Genomic DNA, 17,734 nt, shown 5'->3' with positions numbered 1-17,734 from the left:
ATTTTCTGTTATGAAAAATCATCCATCTCTAATTTCTTTATCCGTGAAGCTATAGCTCCTTTTGTACGACCGAAATGTTTCGCCAGATCATTTCCGCTGATGCCTTCTGAATAAAGTTCCATCAGTTCCTGATCAAGTTCTGATGTCCAGGGTTGGTACGCGCCTTTATGTTTTTCCCTTACCTGGTCGACTGTATATGATTTTTCAGTTTTATTCCCGTCCTTCGGAATGTCTTTTATAATTTGAATTTGTGAAGACTCATAAAAACCGACAGGCATCAAAGATTCGGGAATGTGTAGCTTATTTTTGGTTCGTGTTACCGCCACATACAGAAGATTGATTTCTTCATTGAGTTTTGTAGCGTTGATTTCCTGACCCTTTTTCTCTTTCGTCTGTTTCTCCAGTTTTTCTTCAGAAATAAAATCATTCACCAGCCGCACACTGTCATACTCCATTCCCTTGCAGCGGTGAACGGTAGAAAAGATCATCTCTGCTTTTTCTTTCTGATCGCCATCGACGTGTTTGTCCTTGATGGTTTTAATGATATTCGGAATTTTATTCCCGTATTCTTTTACAATTTCGACCATCATCCCGAGTTGAAGATCTTCTGTTTTACTGATATAATCTTCCAGTTCTTTCATATTTTTCATCGCTTTGATGAGTTTATCTTTAATGAACGTCCGTTTGTCATTCTTTAAATTTAAAACATCATATAAAGAAGCTCCCTCATCTGCATACGTGTAAGAATTGATATTTCCCTCGAAGTAGATATGTTTTACATTCTTTTTCTCAGTAACGTATTCGATGGCTTTTAACAATAATCCGAGATTGGTTCTTGCAAGAATAGCCTTGGTTTTTATTTCTTCAACCCGTCCATTACCAGTTATTGTTATGGTTTGATGCTGATTGATGTGTTTTTTAAATTTTAAAACTTCCATCGCCAGATTCGCAATATCCTGTCCGAAGCGGAAACTTGTTGAAAGATGATGCGTTTCAAAATCAGCCTTTTCCAGAGAGTTAACTGCAAAACGCCACCCATAAATCTGTTGATGTGTATCTCCTACAATTACTTTGGTTGCATTTTGTTTTAAAAATACATCCAACATCGCTGACGAAGCATCCTGACCTTCATCAAAAAGAATATAATCAAAAGGCAGTTTCGGATTTAAAATCTGAAATTTTTTAAGATAAAAATCATGGGTGATTTCAATTTCGCCTTTATCCATTTTACTCAATAACATTCGGGTCTGCGTGAGAATATACTGGTAAAATGTACTGACGAAAATTCTCGCATTGGGATCTGTAATGGTATCAAGATAATTTAGATCCTGAACTTTCAGTTTATCACTGTTGCAGAAATAAGTGATGAATTTGTTGATGTGATTGGCAATAATATACTCGGTGTGTTTTTCACCATTACCCTGCAGATTGAGGAGTTCAACGATTTCATTGGTTTTGTAACCCAGCGCTTTGATTTTATAATTGCTTTGAAAAACAACATTTTTATAGGACAAAGAATGTGCCGTCTCAATAGTGACATTATGAAGTCCCCTTTCCTTAAATTTTTTCGCAGCTTCCAGTTTTACCGACTTGTTAAATGCCAGATAAAGAATCCTGCTGTTTTCAGGTCTCGTTCTGGCATATTCAATAACGGTCGTAGTTTTTCCGGAGCCGGCAACCGCATTGATTTTGATATTTCCTGTAGAATTAATGATGTTTTTCTGCTCCTGTGTCCACTCCATTATCTGTGTTTTTGGTTGAGAAATGTATAAAATTACAACAGGCAATTTAACACAGAAATTTTTCAATTGCAAAAATGATTTGTAATTTTAATCAGATACATATTGTTTTTGCGATATTTACAGCGTAAAAAAAACATAACATGAAAATCATAATCACGGGAGCAACAGGAATGGTTGGCGAAGGTGTTTTATTTGAATGCCTTGAAAATCCGAAAGTAGATGAAGTGCTGATTATCGGCAGAAGAACTTACGGACTGTCACATTCCAAACTGAAAGAACTCATTGTAAAAGATTTTTCCGAAATCAAAAAGCATTCAGATTTACTGGAAAAATATGATGGCTATTTCTTTTGTGCAGGTATCAGTTCGGTAGGCGAAAATGAAGAAAGTTTTACCAGAAAAACGTACGATTTTGTAGTTCCGTTTGCAGCTTCGCTCTCAGAAATTAAACCGGAAATGACTTTTATTTACGTTTCAGGAAGCGGTACCGACAGCAGCGAAAAAGGAAAAATAATGTGGGCAAGAGTGAAGGGACGTACAGAAAATGCGCTGATGAAACTGCCTTTCAAAGGTCAGTACAACTTCCGACCGGCGGTTATGACGGGAAGCAAAGGTCAGAAAAACATCAAGTTTACTTTTAAAATATTGATTCCACTGTTGTCACCATTTTTTTCTGCACCTACATTAAAACTTTCAGAAGTAGGGAAAGCAATGATTAATGCAGTATTGAAAGGATATTCAAAACAAATTTTGGAGGCAAAAGACATTAAAGAATTATCAAAATAATGAAGCGCTTTCTGAAAATATTAAAATGGACGGTCATCGTTTTACTGTCGTTAATCATCCTTCTCATCATCGCCACTTATTTTTATATGAAACAGCCTCAGTTCGGCGCGTTACCGGAAGGTGAGCGACTTGAATTGGTGAAGAAATCAAAAAATTTCAGAGATGGGACCTTTCATAATCTTGTAGAAAAACCGACCATCACAAAAGGATACAGCATGTGGACTGAAGGCTGGAATTCACTGACCAAAACCTATCCTGAAACGGAGCCAACCACTGCTCTGCCTTCGGTTAAGACAGATTTGAAATCGCTTCCGGCAGACGAGAATGTGTTGGTTTGGTTTGGGCATTCTTCTTTCTTTTTGCAGTTGGATGGTGTAAAAATTCTGGTTGATCCGATTTTCAGCGGTAGAGCATCGCCAACTCCATGGGGCGTAAAAGCGTACAAAGGCAGCGACATTTATTCTGCGGACGACATGCCCGAAATCGATTACATGCTGCTCTCACACGATCATTATGACCATTTGGATTATGAAACCGTAAAAGCATTACAGCCGAAAGTGAAATTTGCAATTTGTGGTCTTGGAGCCGGAGCACATTATGAAAAATGGGGCTACACACAAAAACAGATTCTGGAAAAAGACTGGGGTGAAACTGTAGCCGTAAAATCGGAATTCAATATTATTGCAGAAAATACACATCACGGTGGCGGTCGTGGATTTTCACCTGATAAAGCATTGTGGCTGTCATTTTACATTCAGTCTCCCAAGATGAATATTTATTACAGTGGCGATGGCGGTTACAGTGACCGTTTCAAAACGGTTGTAGCAAAATATCCGCAGATAGATTGGGCGATTATGGAATGCGGACAGTACAACAAAGCATGGCAATCTGTACACGAGCTGCCGGAAGAAATGGCGCTGGCAACAACAGAATTAAAAGCAAAAAACCTCCTGCCTGTGCATCATTCCAAATTTACTCTGGCGCGACATCCGTGGAAAGAACCGTTGGAAAAAATGACAAAACTCTCAGCTGGAAAACCTTACAGACTGGCAACCCCGATGATTGGAGAAAAAGTGTTGCTGGACGACCGTTCTCAGGTATTTAAACAATGGTGGAAAGATGTAAAATAATTGATTCAAAAGTATCTGTCAGGCAAAAAAATGCACGAATTTGTTTTGAATTCGTGCATTTTTCATGAGATATTTTCTCTGTTTTACAACATTTCCAACAGATCCTGCTTCGATAAATTTCTGAAAACAGAATGATCTGTCGTAATCAAATCATTCGCCAGTTCTTTTTTCGACTGCTGCAATTTCATTATTTTTTCTTCGACTGTATTTGGACAGATTAACCGTACAGCAATGACGTTTTTCTTCTGTCCGATGCGGTAACAGCGGTCGATCGCCTGATTTTCTACCGCTGGATTCCACCATGGATCGACGAGGTAAACGTAGTCGGCTTCTGTTAAATTCAAACCTGTTCCTCCCGCCTTCAGACTTATTAAAAATACCCTGACATTTTCATTTTCCTGAAATTCATTGACTTTGGCGGCTCTGTTTTTTGTCTGTCCCGTAAGATATTCAAATGAAATATTTCTTTCTAAAAGTTCCGCTTTTATCAAGTCAAGCATGGAGACAAATTGTGAGAAAACGAGAATTTTGTGCTGGGCAGATTTGTTTTCAATCTGCTCCATCAGAACTTCGATTTTTGCCGAACTTTCACCAAACTGTTCTTCATCTTTGAGCAATACCGGAGAATCACAAATCTGTCTCAGTTTGGTCAGTCCAGTCAGAACGTGCATGCTGTCTTTGGCGATTTCCTCTTCATCTTTTGCCGAAATATATTCGCGCAGTTCCTTTTCGTAGGCATTGTAAATCCGCCTTTGTTCCTCTCCCATTTCGCAGTAAATCACCATTTCCGTTTTGTCGGGAAGCTCTGTTGCGACCTGCTTCTTCGTCCTTCTGAGAATGAATGGTTTTATTTTTTTCTGTAAATCTTTTGCTCTTTTGGTGTATTCAAACTTGTCGATCGGTGTGGAATAAATATCTCTGAAATATTCCTTACTGCCCAATAAACCAGGAATGGCAAAGGATAGCTGTCCGTAAAGATCAAAAGTATTGTTTTCAATCGGTGTACCTGTGAGAACGATTTTGTTTCGTGATTTTAATAATCTTGCAGCTCTGTACCGTTCAGAGTTTGGGTTTTTAATGGCCTGAGATTCATCCAGAAAGATATAATTGAAGTTGAATTCTTTTAAAAACCGGATATCGGAAAGCAGCATTCCATAAGAGGTCAGCACTATTTCGTGACCTGCAAACAGACTTGTGTTTTTAATTCTGTTGGACCCGTAATGCGTCATTATTTTGAGTGAAGGAGCAAATTTTTCTACTTCCGCCTGCCAATTGAACAGTAAAGAAGTTGGCACTACAACAAGATTGGTGTTTTCAGAACGTTTTTTATTTTGTGAAAGAATAAATGCGATAATCTGCAAAGTCTTTCCCAATCCCATATCGTCGGCTAGACAACCTCCAAAATTGAAATTATCCAAATGATTCAGCCAGTCGAGCCCCTGTTTTTGGTAGTCGCGCAGCGTGGCATTTAATTCTGCCGGAACTTCACTTTCGGGGATGTTTTGATCTTCAAAAAATGCTTTGTTGTACGAATCAATTTCCTCAGTAACTTCTTTGCTTAAAACGTCCTGCTCAAAAAGGTTTTTGACATCAGAAAAATTACTTTTTGGCAACCGCAGAAGTTCGTCATAGATTTCACCTGACTGAAAATAACGGTTCAGTTTTTTCATCCATTCTTCAGGCAAAATCCCGTTGGTTCCGTCATCGAGTTGCACAAATTTGTTTTTATTCCGGATGGATTTATGCAGTTGTTTTAATGATGCCGTTTGATTCCCGAATTTCACATTGACTTCAGTATTAAACCAGTTGATTCCGCTTACAACCTGGATGGAAACAACAGCTTTATTGGGATTGAGTTTATTCTTTTTTAAATCATTGAAACCTAAAATAATGATTCCTTCATTCCGCCAATTTTCAAAAGTTTCCAAAAACCATTCTTCATCCAGAAATTTATTTTTGTGCAGATAAAAATACTCGTATTGCTCGATCTGTTCGGCAAATTCGGGATGTTGCTGCATGATGGCCGCCGTGAATTTTATTTCTTCTCTGTCGTCTCTTTCAACCTTAAAAATATTGCCATTCTGATCGGTATCAAAAATCTGTTTTCTTGAAAAAACGGGTACTTCCACCTGACCATATTTCATCACAGGCGTGATTGAAATATAATCATTCTGGTCTGCGAGATAGATAATTTTTTCAATCTTTTCATCAAAGGATTTTTCTTCCAGTTGCTTTTTGGTAGCGGGTTTTATATAAGAGTAATTGATTTTAATCTGCTTTTCCAGGCTGGAAAGAATGCTGTCTTTAAATTCTTCAAATTTTGAAGAATGCACCAGCAAAATCTCTCTGTTGGATTTGAAAAACTCAAGTACACGGAGCATATCCAGATTGGTGATCAGGTTTAAAGTGTTTTCGTGGAAAAGAAAGTACTGAAACTGAATTTTAAGATTCCTGAATGGCTGCAAAACATCATTCAGCCACAGCCCGCCGGTGATTTCAAAGAAGGGTTCTTTTTTGAAAACTGAAAGCTCGATATCGACATTTAATGGTTTAATATTAACCGGAACAATAGATTTAGCAGAAACGTTTTCCGATATGTTTTTGTCATGATAAAAAACGGGCAGATTAAGCGGATTTTTCACCACGATTTTTAAAGCTTCAAGATCGGCTTCATTTTTTTCTTCGTTGAGATTATTTTCAAATTTTGAAACTGCGGTAAAGAATTTTGCTTCATTAACAGTTTCAGCTTTCCAGATTAAACCTGAAGGGTCGATTGAGGTTACCGGATTTTTAATTTTTCCGGACTGTGTAGTTTCTGATTCAAAAAGTTCAATACTGAACCGGTCATCGTATTTATGTTTTTTTATCAGCAGAAACATTTTCTTTGACTCCTGAGCAGTTTTAACTTCGTGAAAGTCCTGTGTGTTTTTTGGCAATAATTTCTGCTTTAGTTCATCAGCATTCAATTTGATCAGCTCTTTAATTTTAGGCTCAATGCGTAGAGATTGATTGACGTGTTCCAATTGAAAGAAGTCGTCAAGACTGGGTTCATTTTCCAGGCCGTAATCTTTTGCGAAGTCTTCTAATTTCTTTCTTCTCAATTTTTCATCAAAAAATACACGCAAATCCTGTCGTTCAATAATGGTATATAAAACCTGAGCCTGGTGTGTACACATTCTGGTTTTCGGCGCATCGCACGGACAGTCTACAATCAGCGAACTTCCAATTAAATTTACCGCAACGCTGGGGAAATCAAGGTTAGCTGAAGGTTTAAAAAAAACACCGGAATTGATTTCAATAAAATAAGGCTGAATGTCTTTTAAATTTTCTTTTTCAATACCAACCCTTTCTGAACAGTGCTTTTGCAGATCAAAAACTGAAAAACCTGAGAGGTTGATCTGATCGAAAACATATTGATTTTTCTGGTGTTGCATGTCGTTATTCAGAGAAGTTGATGTTGTAATATGACTGATGTATCAGGAAACTGTGTATCTAATCAGAATTTTTAATGATGCTAAATTAATGAAAAAGCCTGAAACATCTGTTCTGCGTAAGGGATAGATGCGGCATCCTTTTTTGTTTTTGGAATGGGTTGCGGATTGGCAAAACAAAAAAGATAAAGAGGATAGCCCGACCCGCTTGCATTTGGTGTGGGGAACGCTGGCAGGGTTTGAAACCCTGCCAGCGTTGTGGAATGGCAATGCAAAGGGATACGCCCAAATAAACTGTTTTATTTCTAATATTGATGTGTCAACAACTTTCTTTTTACAGTCCTCCTGTTGGAAGTACCTCATTAATATCAGCTTACTAAAACTTTGAAATTAATTAACAATATTTAACATTCAATTCCTGTAACAAATATTCCCCGTCGGGTGTCTTATGGGTAAGATTATAAACTTTTAATGAAAAAACTAATAACACCGATCGCTTTACTGATAGGTAGTCTTGCCTTTTCTCAGGAAAAAAAAGACAGTGCAGATGCAAAAGTGAATGAAATAAAGGAGGTTACATTTGTTGCAAAAAAGCCGACTGTAGAATCAAAGGTTGACCGTACGGTTTTTAATGTTGCCAACAGCTCGATTCTCGCGGGTAACACCACGTGGGATGTTTTGAGAATGACGCCTTTGGTAAGTGTTGATAACAACGATGCCCTGAAAGCCGAAGGTGAATCTGTAACGGTCTACATCAACGACAGAAAATCTGTATTTACAGGCAAGGAACTTAAGGAATATCTGAAGACAATTCCGGCAGACAATCTGATGAAAATTGAAGTCATCACCAGCCCTTCCGCAAGATATGACGCCACCGGATCTGTGATTAATATTGTTTTGAAAAAACGGGACGATGAAGGTCTGAAAGGAAGTGTAACGCTGAATAACAGACAGAATACGCAAAATTCTCAGTACACCAATTTTAATCTGAATTACCACAGAAAAAATTTCACTCAGACTTTGGTGGGAAGCTACAGCGACAACACATGGGTGCAGGGAAACTCTTTTGTGAACACAATCAACGAAAATAATATAATTACCCAAGGCTCGACGCAAAATATTTACAGAGGCAAAAATCCTTCTGTATCTTCGACTTCGGAATATGAAATCAACGATAAAAATACTGTCGGTGTTATTCTGGAATATTATCAGGGCAAAGGCGACAATACTTCAGAGCTTGAATCTACGCAGTCTAAGAACGGAAATTTTGATTATCTGAGAAACCAGAGTCAGAGTTCCAACAGCATGAACAGGACTTTGGGGAGCAATGTTTTCTATAAATATTATGATAAAGAAAAAAACAGAATTCTCGACATCAATCTTGGAAGCAACTACAACGGACAATCTGAAAACAGTTATTTTCTGAGAAATACAGTGTTTACAGACAAGACCGCAATTCAGGAAATCGGTGGAATTTCTGATGTTGAAAACCGAAATTATTACCTGAAAGTTGACTACACCCAACCTATCGGAAAAGAAGGCGGAAATTTTGAAATCGGTGGTAAAATAGATTTTAACAACAATGTAATTCCCAACACACTCTACGGAACTCTGCCCGAAGGATTAAGAACCAGAGATGTATTTCATTACGAAGACAACATCAGCTCGCTGTACGCCAATTATTCGAAAACATTTTTTAAGAAACTGGAGACGAGAATTGGTTTAAGATATGAATACATCGATTTCAAGCTTCGTCAGGACGTTGCCGGAACTTCGAGAAGGGATTCTTACGGAACTTTTTTACCGAATTTTTTGGTGAAATACTCTTTTTCAGAAAATTATGATTTAAGTTTAACCTACAACAGAAATCTCTGGAGACCTTGGTATGCAGAATTCAACCCGTTTCTGCAACCCGGAACCGACGGATTTTTCACGAGAGGAAATATGAATCTTCTGCCCAACCCAAGCGACAGGCTTTACATGAAATTTGGATTTAAAAAGAAATATTTTCTCTCAGCCAGATACACCTTCATCAAGCAGGATTACTGGCAGGCTTATGTAACCGAAGGCGATAAAATTATCTCGGAACCTACCAATTTTCTTGGGAAAGTACACAAGTACAGTCTTTATGCAAATACCAACCAGACATTTCTAAAAAACAAACTGACTGTAAATCTCGGTTTCGGATGGAACTATACAGACAATACCGATTTCAATGAAAGAAATGAACTGCGCGAGGCATCAGACTATCTGAGTTTCTGGTCAGGATCGACCAATCTTACCTATACCAATTTGTGGAATAAAAACATTAACCTCAGTGCTTGGGTAGAAGTTTCCAATCAGAACAGCGGAAATTCTGTCGCGAATGTGACGAATGTTTTCCATAATATTTCTGCCACAAAAATCTTCCCGAAAACACAGATGGAAGTCAGTTTACAGCTGATGAATATCTTTGGGAGACCAAATTTTGACTCTACGACGTACAGCCAAATCGGAAGCAACAGAAATATAACCAAATCAGACTGGCACGGAGTTTCACTTACTTTTGTGAAACGTTTTGGAAATCAGAAAGTAAAAGAAAACACCAAAACCGATGTTGAAAAAAACAGCGGTGGCGGAAAGTAGAAAAACAGCATTTAAAAAAATTTAAATACGTGACAAAACAAAAATCCTTTTAATTTTATTTGAAAGGATTTTTGCATTGTCTGTACACTGTTTTGATCTACTGTAGATATTTCGCCACTTTCTCCTCAATATCATCAAGGTTAAAAGGTTTGGCAACAAAATCATCTGCGCCGGCTTCCTTTGCAAGTTTGGCAATATCATTATTTGCCGTTACATAGATTACGGGAATGGCTTTAAAATCGGGATGATTTTTAAGTTTTTTTGTGGCTTCCACACCTCCGATATTCGGGATCCAATTGTCCATCAAAATAAGATCGGGACGGAAATTTTCTACTCTTTCCATGATGTCGTGCGAAGTTTCGGAAATCTCGACATCGTAACCGTTTTCCTCAAAAATGATGGTAACCACCTCAAGAATTGTAGTGTCATCATCAAATATTAAGATCTTCTTTTTGTTCATTTACTCTAAAAACTTGCTTAATTAATATATTATTTATCTCTCTCTATTTTCAAATTCCTCAGCAATTCTGCCAGTTCATCTGGGTTGAATACAAGGTCATATTCCACCTGCCCCAAAGCCATCCTGGGCATATAGTCCACCTCCGCGGTCTCAGGATTCTGAATCCACACTCTGCCTCCGTTGATCTTCACATATTTTAAACCTTCCACACCATCAGAATTGGCTCCTGAAAGCAGCACCGCTGCAAGATTTAAACCAAAAATTTCGGCTGCAGATCTGAAAGTTACATCTATAGACGGGCGCGAATAATTCATCTTTTCTGAACTGTCTAAAGATACGGATTTTGTATCTTCAAAAAGCAGGTGATAATCTGCCGGTGCAATATAGATTTTATTGGGCAGAAGATCTGTTTTATCTTCTATTTCAATGACTTCAATCTCTGTAAACTGTTGCAGCAAAACCGGAAGTACACTCGTGGAATACGGTTTTCTGTGCACCACGATTACCACAGGGAAATTCAGACTGAAATCTATCTTTTTAAGCATTTCCATAATCACATGAAGGCTTCCGGCAGATCCGCCGATAAGTACCAATCCATATTCATAATTCATGCTCTGATTCATCTTAGTGATGTTCTGTTTTTTTCCAGATTTTCTGTTCGCTCACGGTTTCATAGGATTTTTTAAGATTTGAAAATCTCAAAGTTTCTTTTGAACCTAAAGCAAGATAGCCTAAATTCTCTAAACTGTCATCAAAAAGTTTAAAAACTCTTTCCTGCAGATCTTTTTCAAAATAAATCAAAACATTTCTGCAGATAATCAACTGAAAACTATTGAACGAACTGTCGGACACCAGATTGTGAGTTGACAGAATCAGCTTTTTCTGAAGGCTCTTATCAAACTGTACGCTGTCGTAATTGGCAGTGTAGTATTCCGAAAAGTCTCTTTTGCCGCCTGAAAGCATATAATTTTCTGAGTACTGCTTCATTTGATGCATTGGAAAAACGCCAGATCTTGCCTGCTCTAAAACGGATGGATTTAGATCTGTACCATAAATCAGACATTTCTCGTAAAGTCCGGCCTCTTTCAGTAAAATCGCCATCGAATAGGCCTCCTCCCCCGTTGAACAGCCTGCCACCCAGATTCTTATGAGTGGAAAAGTTCCCAGATGCGGCAAAATCTGCTCTCTCAGTTCTTTAAAAAACAGAGGATCACGAAACATTTCTGTGACGTTCACTGTAATTTCTTCCACAAACCGTTTCAGATATTCGGGTTCGGTGATGATGGTGTACCGGAGTTCTGCAAAGCTGGTAAATTTATCGATCAGGCACAATCTGTTGATCCGTCTTTTGAAAGATGCTCGGCTGTATCTGGAAAAATCGTAGCCGTAAAGATCATAAACATCCCGGATGAGATATTCTACTTCTTCGTCTTTTACAATACTCGGCTCCAGCATCAGGCTAATTTTTGAATTGCTTTTAATAAAAGTTCCACGTTAATCGGTTTTGTGATGTAGTCTTTTGCTCCGGCATCCAGACATTTCTCGCGATCACCCGTCATCGCCTGAGCGGTTACGGCAATTACCGGAATATCTGATATTTCAGGGGTTTCTGAGATTATTTTTAAAGCCTGATATCCGTCTTTCTCCGGCATCATCATATCCATTAAAACTACGGAAATATCTTTATTTTCTTTAATTACTGACAGTGCTTCATCTACCATTGACGCATCCAGAACTTCAAAACCTTTAGATTTTAAAGTAAGTTTCAGAGCGAAAATATTTCGCGGATCGTCATCTACAATTAAGATTTTCTTCTTCATCCCAATATTAATTTTCGTAAAGCCAAACCCTTAAAAGAGACAACAACTGATCGAGATCCACAGGTTTTGAAATATAGTCTGAAGCACCGGCATCAATACATTTCTGACGGTCGCCCACCATAGATTTAGCCGTCACAGCAATAATCGGCAGCTTAGAATATTTTTGATTCTTTCTGATTTCTCTGATGGTTTCGTAACCGTCCATTTCAGGCATCATCATATCCATCAAAACCACATCTATATCTGCATTCACCGCCATCTGTTCCATCGCCTGTTTACCATCCATTGCGACCACAACTTCCACCTGGTATTTTTCCAAGGCTTTGCTTAACGAGAAGATATTTCTTGCATCATCGTCGGTGATCAGAATCTTTTTTCCATTTAAAACTTCTGAAAGTGATCCCAGATTTTTACCCGAAGAATAATTTTCTTTTGAATTTTTCTCTTTAACCAAATGAAGGAAAAGCCCCACCTCATCCAAGATTCTCTGGTAAGAATGGGCCGTTTTTACCACGATAGAATCTGCATATTCTCTTATTTTGAGTTCTTCTCCGGCAGAAAGACTTCTTTCGGTGAAAATAATAATAGGAAGATTTTCTAAGCCTTCGTAACTCTTAATTTCTTCAATGATCTGATATTCATTTCCTTTTGATGCTCCAACATCCAGAATTACACAGTCTGTATCTTTCTGCGTAAGTGCTTTTACACTATCTTCCACATTGGTTTCTACGGAAAGTGTTATGTTGAAATTGCTCAGAAAATAAGAAAGTGCTGAAGCATGTTTTGCATTTTCTTCTACAATAAGAACTTTTGGAGATTTCTTTAAAGCATCCTCAAGTTTCCTGAAAACTTCAGTCATCTGATCCAGGGCAACCGGTTTTGAGATAAAATCAATTGCGCCTTTCATCAGACTTTCTTTTTTCACCTGCAGGACAGACATCATGTGAACAGGAATATTTTTTACCGATGAATCAGATTTCAGCTGTTCCATCGCCTGCCAGCCGTCCATTACCGGAAGCTGTACATCCAGAAGTATGGCAACAGGACTGTATTTTCTGGCTGCCTCGAGAGCATGGTCACCCCGTACAACTGCTACTGCTTTGTAACCGTTTCTCCTTGAATATTTTAATAATGCCTTGGCAAAATTGGTATCGTCTTCCACAATCAGGATTACCTTATCGTCTTCCTGAATGTTGTTTCTGTCGTCTTCGATTTCGTCTGGAATATTGTGTACCGGTTGGGTAATTACTTTAACGGCATCTTCTGATCCTTCCGCAAGATTGATAATCTCTTCCACATCGGTATGAATTACATCCAGAATTTCTTTTTCTACAGTCTGCGGATTTTTTTTAACAGTGTTTTTCAGCGGAATAATCAGGCTGAATTCACTTCCAACATTCTGCTCACTTTCAAGAACCAGTTCTCCTCCCAAAAGCTTTGCAATTTCACGGCTGATGGAGAGCCCAAGACCTGTACCTCCGAATTTTCTTCTGGTAGAACCGTCGGCCTGCTGGAAGGCTTCAAAAATAACTGCCTGTTTGTCTTTGGGAATTCCAATTCCTGAATCTTTAACTTTAAAAATGATGAAATCTTTCTTTTTCTGATCAGGAAGTATTTCTAAATCGATTTTTCCTTCAGAAGTAAATTTTAAAGCATTCGAAAGAAGATTTCTTAAAACCTGATCGAGCCTCATTCTGTCTGTGACAATCTGCCCCGAAGTTTTATCTGAAATGTTGATGTTAAACTCCAGGCCTTTTTCACGGATAAGCGGCTGGAACATTTTTCTCATGTCCTCTGCCACATCACTGATCTGTACAGGTAGATATTCAAGATCCATTTTTCCGGATTCTATTTTGGCCAAATCAAGAATTTCATCGATAAGCTGCAGAAGACTTGTTCCCGAACTCTGAATTACCTTCGCCGATTCCACCTGATCATCATTGAGATTTTCTTCAGAATTCTCAGCCATTAATCTTGACAAAAGAAGTATCGAATTCAGCGGAGTTCTCAATTCGTGAGACATATTTGCCAAAAATTCTGACTTATATTTTGTACTCAGCGCAAGTTCTTCCGCCTTTTTCTGAATTTCAATATTTCTTTCAGCAATCAGATGATTTTTTTCCTCAAGGCTTTTTGATCTTTCCTCCAATTCGGCATTGATCTGCATCAGCTCTTCCTGCTGTACCTTGAGCTCTTCTTCAGAGGCCTGAAGTTTTTGAGTTTGTGCTTCAAGTTCTGTATTCAAAGATTCAAGTTCAGAATGCTGCACCTGCAGTTCTTCAGCCTGAGTCTGGGTTTCCTCCAAAAGACGCTGTTCTTTTTCGCGGCCTCTGGCTGCATTAATGGCAACAGCAATGTTTGAAGCACTTTCTGTAAAATACTGAAGACTGTTTTCATTAAAATTTTCTGCGGATGAAAGCTCAAGCACCCCATAAATCTGCCTTCCGGACATGATTGGCAGCAATGCTATACTTTTAATTTTAAGTTCGCTTCCTGCAAATGTCGCTGTAAAACTGTCATCATTTAAATCATGATAAACTTTTACCTTTTTCTGCAGAAAAGTCTGGCCAATCATCCCTTCGCCGGATTCAAATATGGGTTTCATATTTTTTTCACGGCCGAATGCATGTGAAAGTTTTAAAACTCCGTCTTCCAGAAGATAAATAGCACCATTAATACAGTTTCCATAATTGATCAGCTGATTTAGAGATTCCTGAGAAACGTCTCTCAGGGTTTTATTTCCTACGAGAGATTCATTAAGCGCAACAAGACCTTTCTGTCTCCAGTCGCTTGCGTTGATCACCTCAAAAGAAGTTTTCAAAGAATCTGTCATGTTATTGAGAGATTCTACAAGGTCACCCAAATCATCCTGAGAATTATCTGATGCCTTTTGGCTGTAATCTCCCTGTGCTACCCTGTTTGCAACTTCTTTTATCGCATTTACCCTTCTTGAAATCTCGTGATCCTTGGTTTTTAGCTGACGCTCGAGCTTTTCTCTTCTTAAAAGATCATTTTTAAGTTTAAAATAGAAGAAAATAGTGACCACAACGGCAGCGAGTGTAGAAAAAAGGATAAAAATTACTGTTGTAGTGGTAGAAGTATTCAGATTTCTGTCTTTTCTGGTCAGAACACCTTCTTCGTATTTTACAAATTCCCGCACGATCTGCCGGCAGTTGTCCATATCTTCTTTTCCGGAAAGCATTTCTGCTTCAGACATAACAATTCCGTTTTTCCGGCGGTCTACAAACTGTTTCAGTTTACTGATTCTGCTGTTGACATTATCTTCAAGCGCTGCAATTCTTTTTTGCTGACTTACATCTGTAACTTCCTGTGCCGAAGCATTTTCCATAGCCTTAGGAAGGGCAACCATACTCAAATTGTACGGTTCCAGAAAACTGGTTTTTCCTGTGAGCTGATAACCTCTGTTGCCGGTTTCGGCATCCAGAAGCGCAATCATCACATCTTTCATTGCCGTGATGGCACGCTTACTTTTTGAAAGTTCTTCTCTGTTGTTGATCTGACGCTGATAGCTGAAAAACGATGCCACGGAACTTAAGATCAATACTAAAAGTGAAAAACCCACTCCGTACTGTAAATTTCTCAGGAATTTTTTAGCCATAAAATTAATTTAAAGGAAGTGTAAAATAAAACGTTGAACCTTCACCTACAATACTTGAAAGACCGATATTGCCATGATGCTGCTTGATGATTTCTGCACAGATGTACAACCCGATTCCCATACCCTGAAACTGTACTGAGGATTCTTCTACCCTGTAAAATTTCCGGAAAACAGCATCCTGCTTGAAATCCGGGATACCGATTCCGAAATCTGTGACGCTCACTTTCACCTCATCATCATCTGCAAATGTGCTGATGATAATCTGGTTGTTCTTAGGCGAATATTTGATGGCATTGGTTAAAAAATTGATGATGACCTGCTCGATTCTTACCTCATCAAAAAGAAAAGTCTGACCCGGTCTTTTACCGTGCCAGTCAATTTTTAAGTCAAGATGATCATGGGTCTGAATAATGGTATCGATCGCATTCTGAATAACGCTTTCCAGATTACCGGATTTTCTGTTGATTTTCAGTTTTCCGTTATCGATTTTGGAAACATCGAGTAGATCGGTGATGAGATTATTGAGTTTATCAATCTGATCCTGAGTGCGGCTGAGATAACCTGCTTCAGCACATTCCGGTGCCAGTCTGAGCTTACGTACCAGTAACTGAATGTAAGCTTTTATACTGGTGAGCGGAGTTTTAAGCTCATGACTTGCAATACTTAAGAACTCATCTTTTTCTTTTTCCACCTTTTTCTGATCTTCAATATCAGTAAAGGTTCCTACCCAGTTTTTTACAACTTCGCCTTCAAGAACCGGAGACATTTTTAGCAAATGATACCTGAAATCGCCCGAATGCAGGTTTTTGATTCTTGCTTCAAGCTCAAAGGCCTTCTTCTTTTTTCTGAACCGCTCAAATTCTTCATGAATATTAAGGTCGTCGACATGAGTTTCAGGAAATTCAGTTTCTTTGTCTGAATATTGATACCATTTTCCGTTCACAAAATCTACGTCTCCGTTTTGGTTTAAAGTAAATGCAATCTGTGGCAGCGCTTCAAGCATGAGATGGAAGTGATCAATCCTGGATTTCATACTCACCTGCATTTCGCGGCGGCCTTTTATCTCGAGCTCGAGGCTCTGCTGGTTTTTTTTGAGTGCAATGCTCTGCTCCTGAAGATTGTTGAAGGTTTTCACTTTCAGCATCAGGATTTCAGGATCCACAGGCTTGGTAACGTAATCGATTCCACCGGAGGCATAGCCTTTTGCAATGAATCTTTTATCGGTATTAACTGCGGAGAGAAATATAATGGGAATTTCTTTGGTTTTACTGTATCCGGAAAGGGTTTCTGCCACCTCAAAACCATCCATATCAGGCATCTGAACATCAAGGATGATAAGAGAATATGTTTTTTTTAAAGCTTTGGTGAGGGCCTCTTCTCCTGATGACGCCGTATCAACAGGAAAATCCTGAGATTGAAGCAGTCTTTTCAGTGAGAAAAGATTATTTTCATTATCATCTACGATTAAGATCATGAGTATTAATTCTGATTGGAATGTTTGGCTTGCTCATCAAAAATAGTGCTAAAAATCGGAATAACACCAACTTTTTTACCGCCGGAGAAACTTGTGGTACCCTGTTCACCACCCAAATATTTTAGGTTGAGCGGTTTGAAGTTTAATTTTAAAAAATTTAATTCACGATATTATTTTTGATCTGCTATGATATTTAGTGATTTTATTTTAACAGAGATTTTATTACATAATCAGTTATGAACAACACGTGAAATTCAAATTCATTTGATATTAAAAATTATCAAACTGGAAATCACATCATGTTTATATTTTCCATTTTTAACTTTCATTCACAAAAATTTATAATTTAAAAGACTCGAAATCTAATCGATATGCTTAATTTTGAGGCTGATTTAGTATGAAAAGTTTTTTCACGTTTCTTTCCTTATGCATGATGATTTTTGGTTTTTCTCAATCGAAGAGCAAAACTGCAAACTCTGAAAACGAAAAAATTCAGGAAATTGAAACCATAATTCTGGAAAATAAAAGTGATCCAAAAGCACTTGAAATCTTGAGGAAAGCAGACCGGCTTTATTATTCTAATTCTCCCCGCAGCCTCGATTCTTACAGTTATAAAGCCTACGAAAAAGTTTCTCTTGATATTGATCA

11 protein-coding genes and 1 pseudogene are annotated in these 17,734 nt (G+C 38.2%); 4 read left to right on the top strand and 8 right to left on the bottom strand.

Features of this window, described 5'->3' with window-relative positions; all coding sequences use genetic code 11:
- Positions 1-8 precede the first annotated feature (8 nt).
- The gene (locus ASG21_RS05740; protein WP_056082167.1) at positions 9-1,742 is read right to left on the bottom strand and encodes a UvrD-helicase domain-containing protein; all 1,734 of its coding nucleotides are present in this window, start codon (positions 1,740-1,742) and stop codon (positions 9-11) included.
- Between the two features lie 140 nt (positions 1,743-1,882).
- On the opposite strand from ASG21_RS05740, the gene ASG21_RS05735 reads away from it, so the two are divergent.
- Both ASG21_RS05735 and ASG21_RS05730 read left to right on the top strand, forming a co-directional pair.
- Positions 1,883-2,527, top strand: coding sequence for an NAD-dependent epimerase/dehydratase family protein (locus ASG21_RS05735; protein WP_056076943.1), 645 nt, complete (start codon positions 1,883-1,885; stop codon positions 2,525-2,527).
- Positions 2,527-3,657, top strand: a complete 1,131-nt coding sequence (locus ASG21_RS05730) for an MBL fold metallo-hydrolase (protein ID WP_056076941.1) — start codon at positions 2,527-2,529, stop codon at positions 3,655-3,657. The genes ASG21_RS05735 and ASG21_RS05730 overlap by 1 nt, the downstream gene beginning before the upstream one ends.
- An 83-nt stretch (positions 3,658-3,740) precedes the next feature.
- Here the strand turns inward: ASG21_RS05730 and ASG21_RS05725 are convergent, their stop codons facing one another.
- A complete protein-coding gene (locus ASG21_RS05725; protein ID WP_056076940.1) occupies positions 3,741-7,091 on the bottom strand; it encodes a DEAD/DEAH box helicase in 3,351 nt (1,116 codons plus the stop codon).
- Positions 7,092-7,559: 468 nt separating this feature from the next.
- On the opposite strand from ASG21_RS05725, the gene ASG21_RS05715 reads away from it, so the two are divergent.
- Entirely contained in the window at positions 7,560-9,713 is a 2,154-nt protein-coding gene (locus tag ASG21_RS05715) for an outer membrane beta-barrel protein (protein WP_056076936.1), read from the top strand.
- A 97-nt stretch (positions 9,714-9,810) separates the two neighbouring features.
- Here the strand turns inward: ASG21_RS05715 and ASG21_RS05710 are convergent, their stop codons facing one another.
- From ASG21_RS05710 to ASG21_RS05685, 6 genes are read right to left on the bottom strand one after another with little or no spacing between them, the layout of a single operon-like run.
- Complete coding sequence (locus tag ASG21_RS05710) at positions 9,811-10,173, bottom strand: response regulator (protein WP_056076935.1); 363 nt, start codon at positions 10,171-10,173, stop codon at positions 9,811-9,813.
- Between the two features lie 29 nt (positions 10,174-10,202).
- A complete protein-coding gene (locus ASG21_RS05705) occupies positions 10,203-10,784 on the bottom strand; it encodes a chemotaxis protein CheB (protein WP_056082159.1) in 582 nt (193 codons plus the stop codon).
- Between the two features lie 13 nt (positions 10,785-10,797).
- Positions 10,798-11,628 carry a protein-glutamate O-methyltransferase CheR gene (locus ASG21_RS05700; RefSeq protein WP_056076933.1) on the bottom strand — a complete coding sequence of 277 codons (831 nt, stop codon included), beginning with the start codon at positions 11,626-11,628 and terminating at the stop codon, positions 10,798-10,800.
- Complete coding sequence (locus tag ASG21_RS05695; protein WP_056076931.1) at positions 11,628-11,993, bottom strand: response regulator; 366 nt, start codon at positions 11,991-11,993, stop codon at positions 11,628-11,630. Before ASG21_RS05695 ends, ASG21_RS05700 begins: the two co-directional genes overlap by 1 nt.
- Positions 11,994-12,000: 7 nt before the next feature.
- Positions 12,001-15,612 carry a response regulator gene (locus ASG21_RS05690; protein WP_056076929.1) on the bottom strand — a complete coding sequence of 1,204 codons (3,612 nt, stop codon included), beginning with the start codon at positions 15,610-15,612 and terminating at the stop codon, positions 12,001-12,003.
- A gap of 4 nt (positions 15,613-15,616) precedes the next feature.
- Positions 15,617-17,086, bottom strand: coding sequence for an ATP-binding protein (locus ASG21_RS05685; protein ID WP_056076927.1), 1,470 nt, complete (start codon positions 17,084-17,086; stop codon positions 15,617-15,619).
- 397 nt (positions 17,087-17,483) lie between these two features.
- Between ASG21_RS05685 and ASG21_RS20300 the strand changes: the two are divergent.
- Positions 17,484-17,734: pseudogene (locus tag ASG21_RS20300) on the top strand (hypothetical protein); the annotation flags it as partial.

This window comes from Chryseobacterium sp. Leaf394 (genome assembly GCF_001424105.1).
Lineage (GTDB): Bacteria > Bacteroidota > Bacteroidia > Flavobacteriales > Weeksellaceae > Chryseobacterium.
This window is presented reverse-complemented; position numbering and strand designations above follow the sequence as displayed.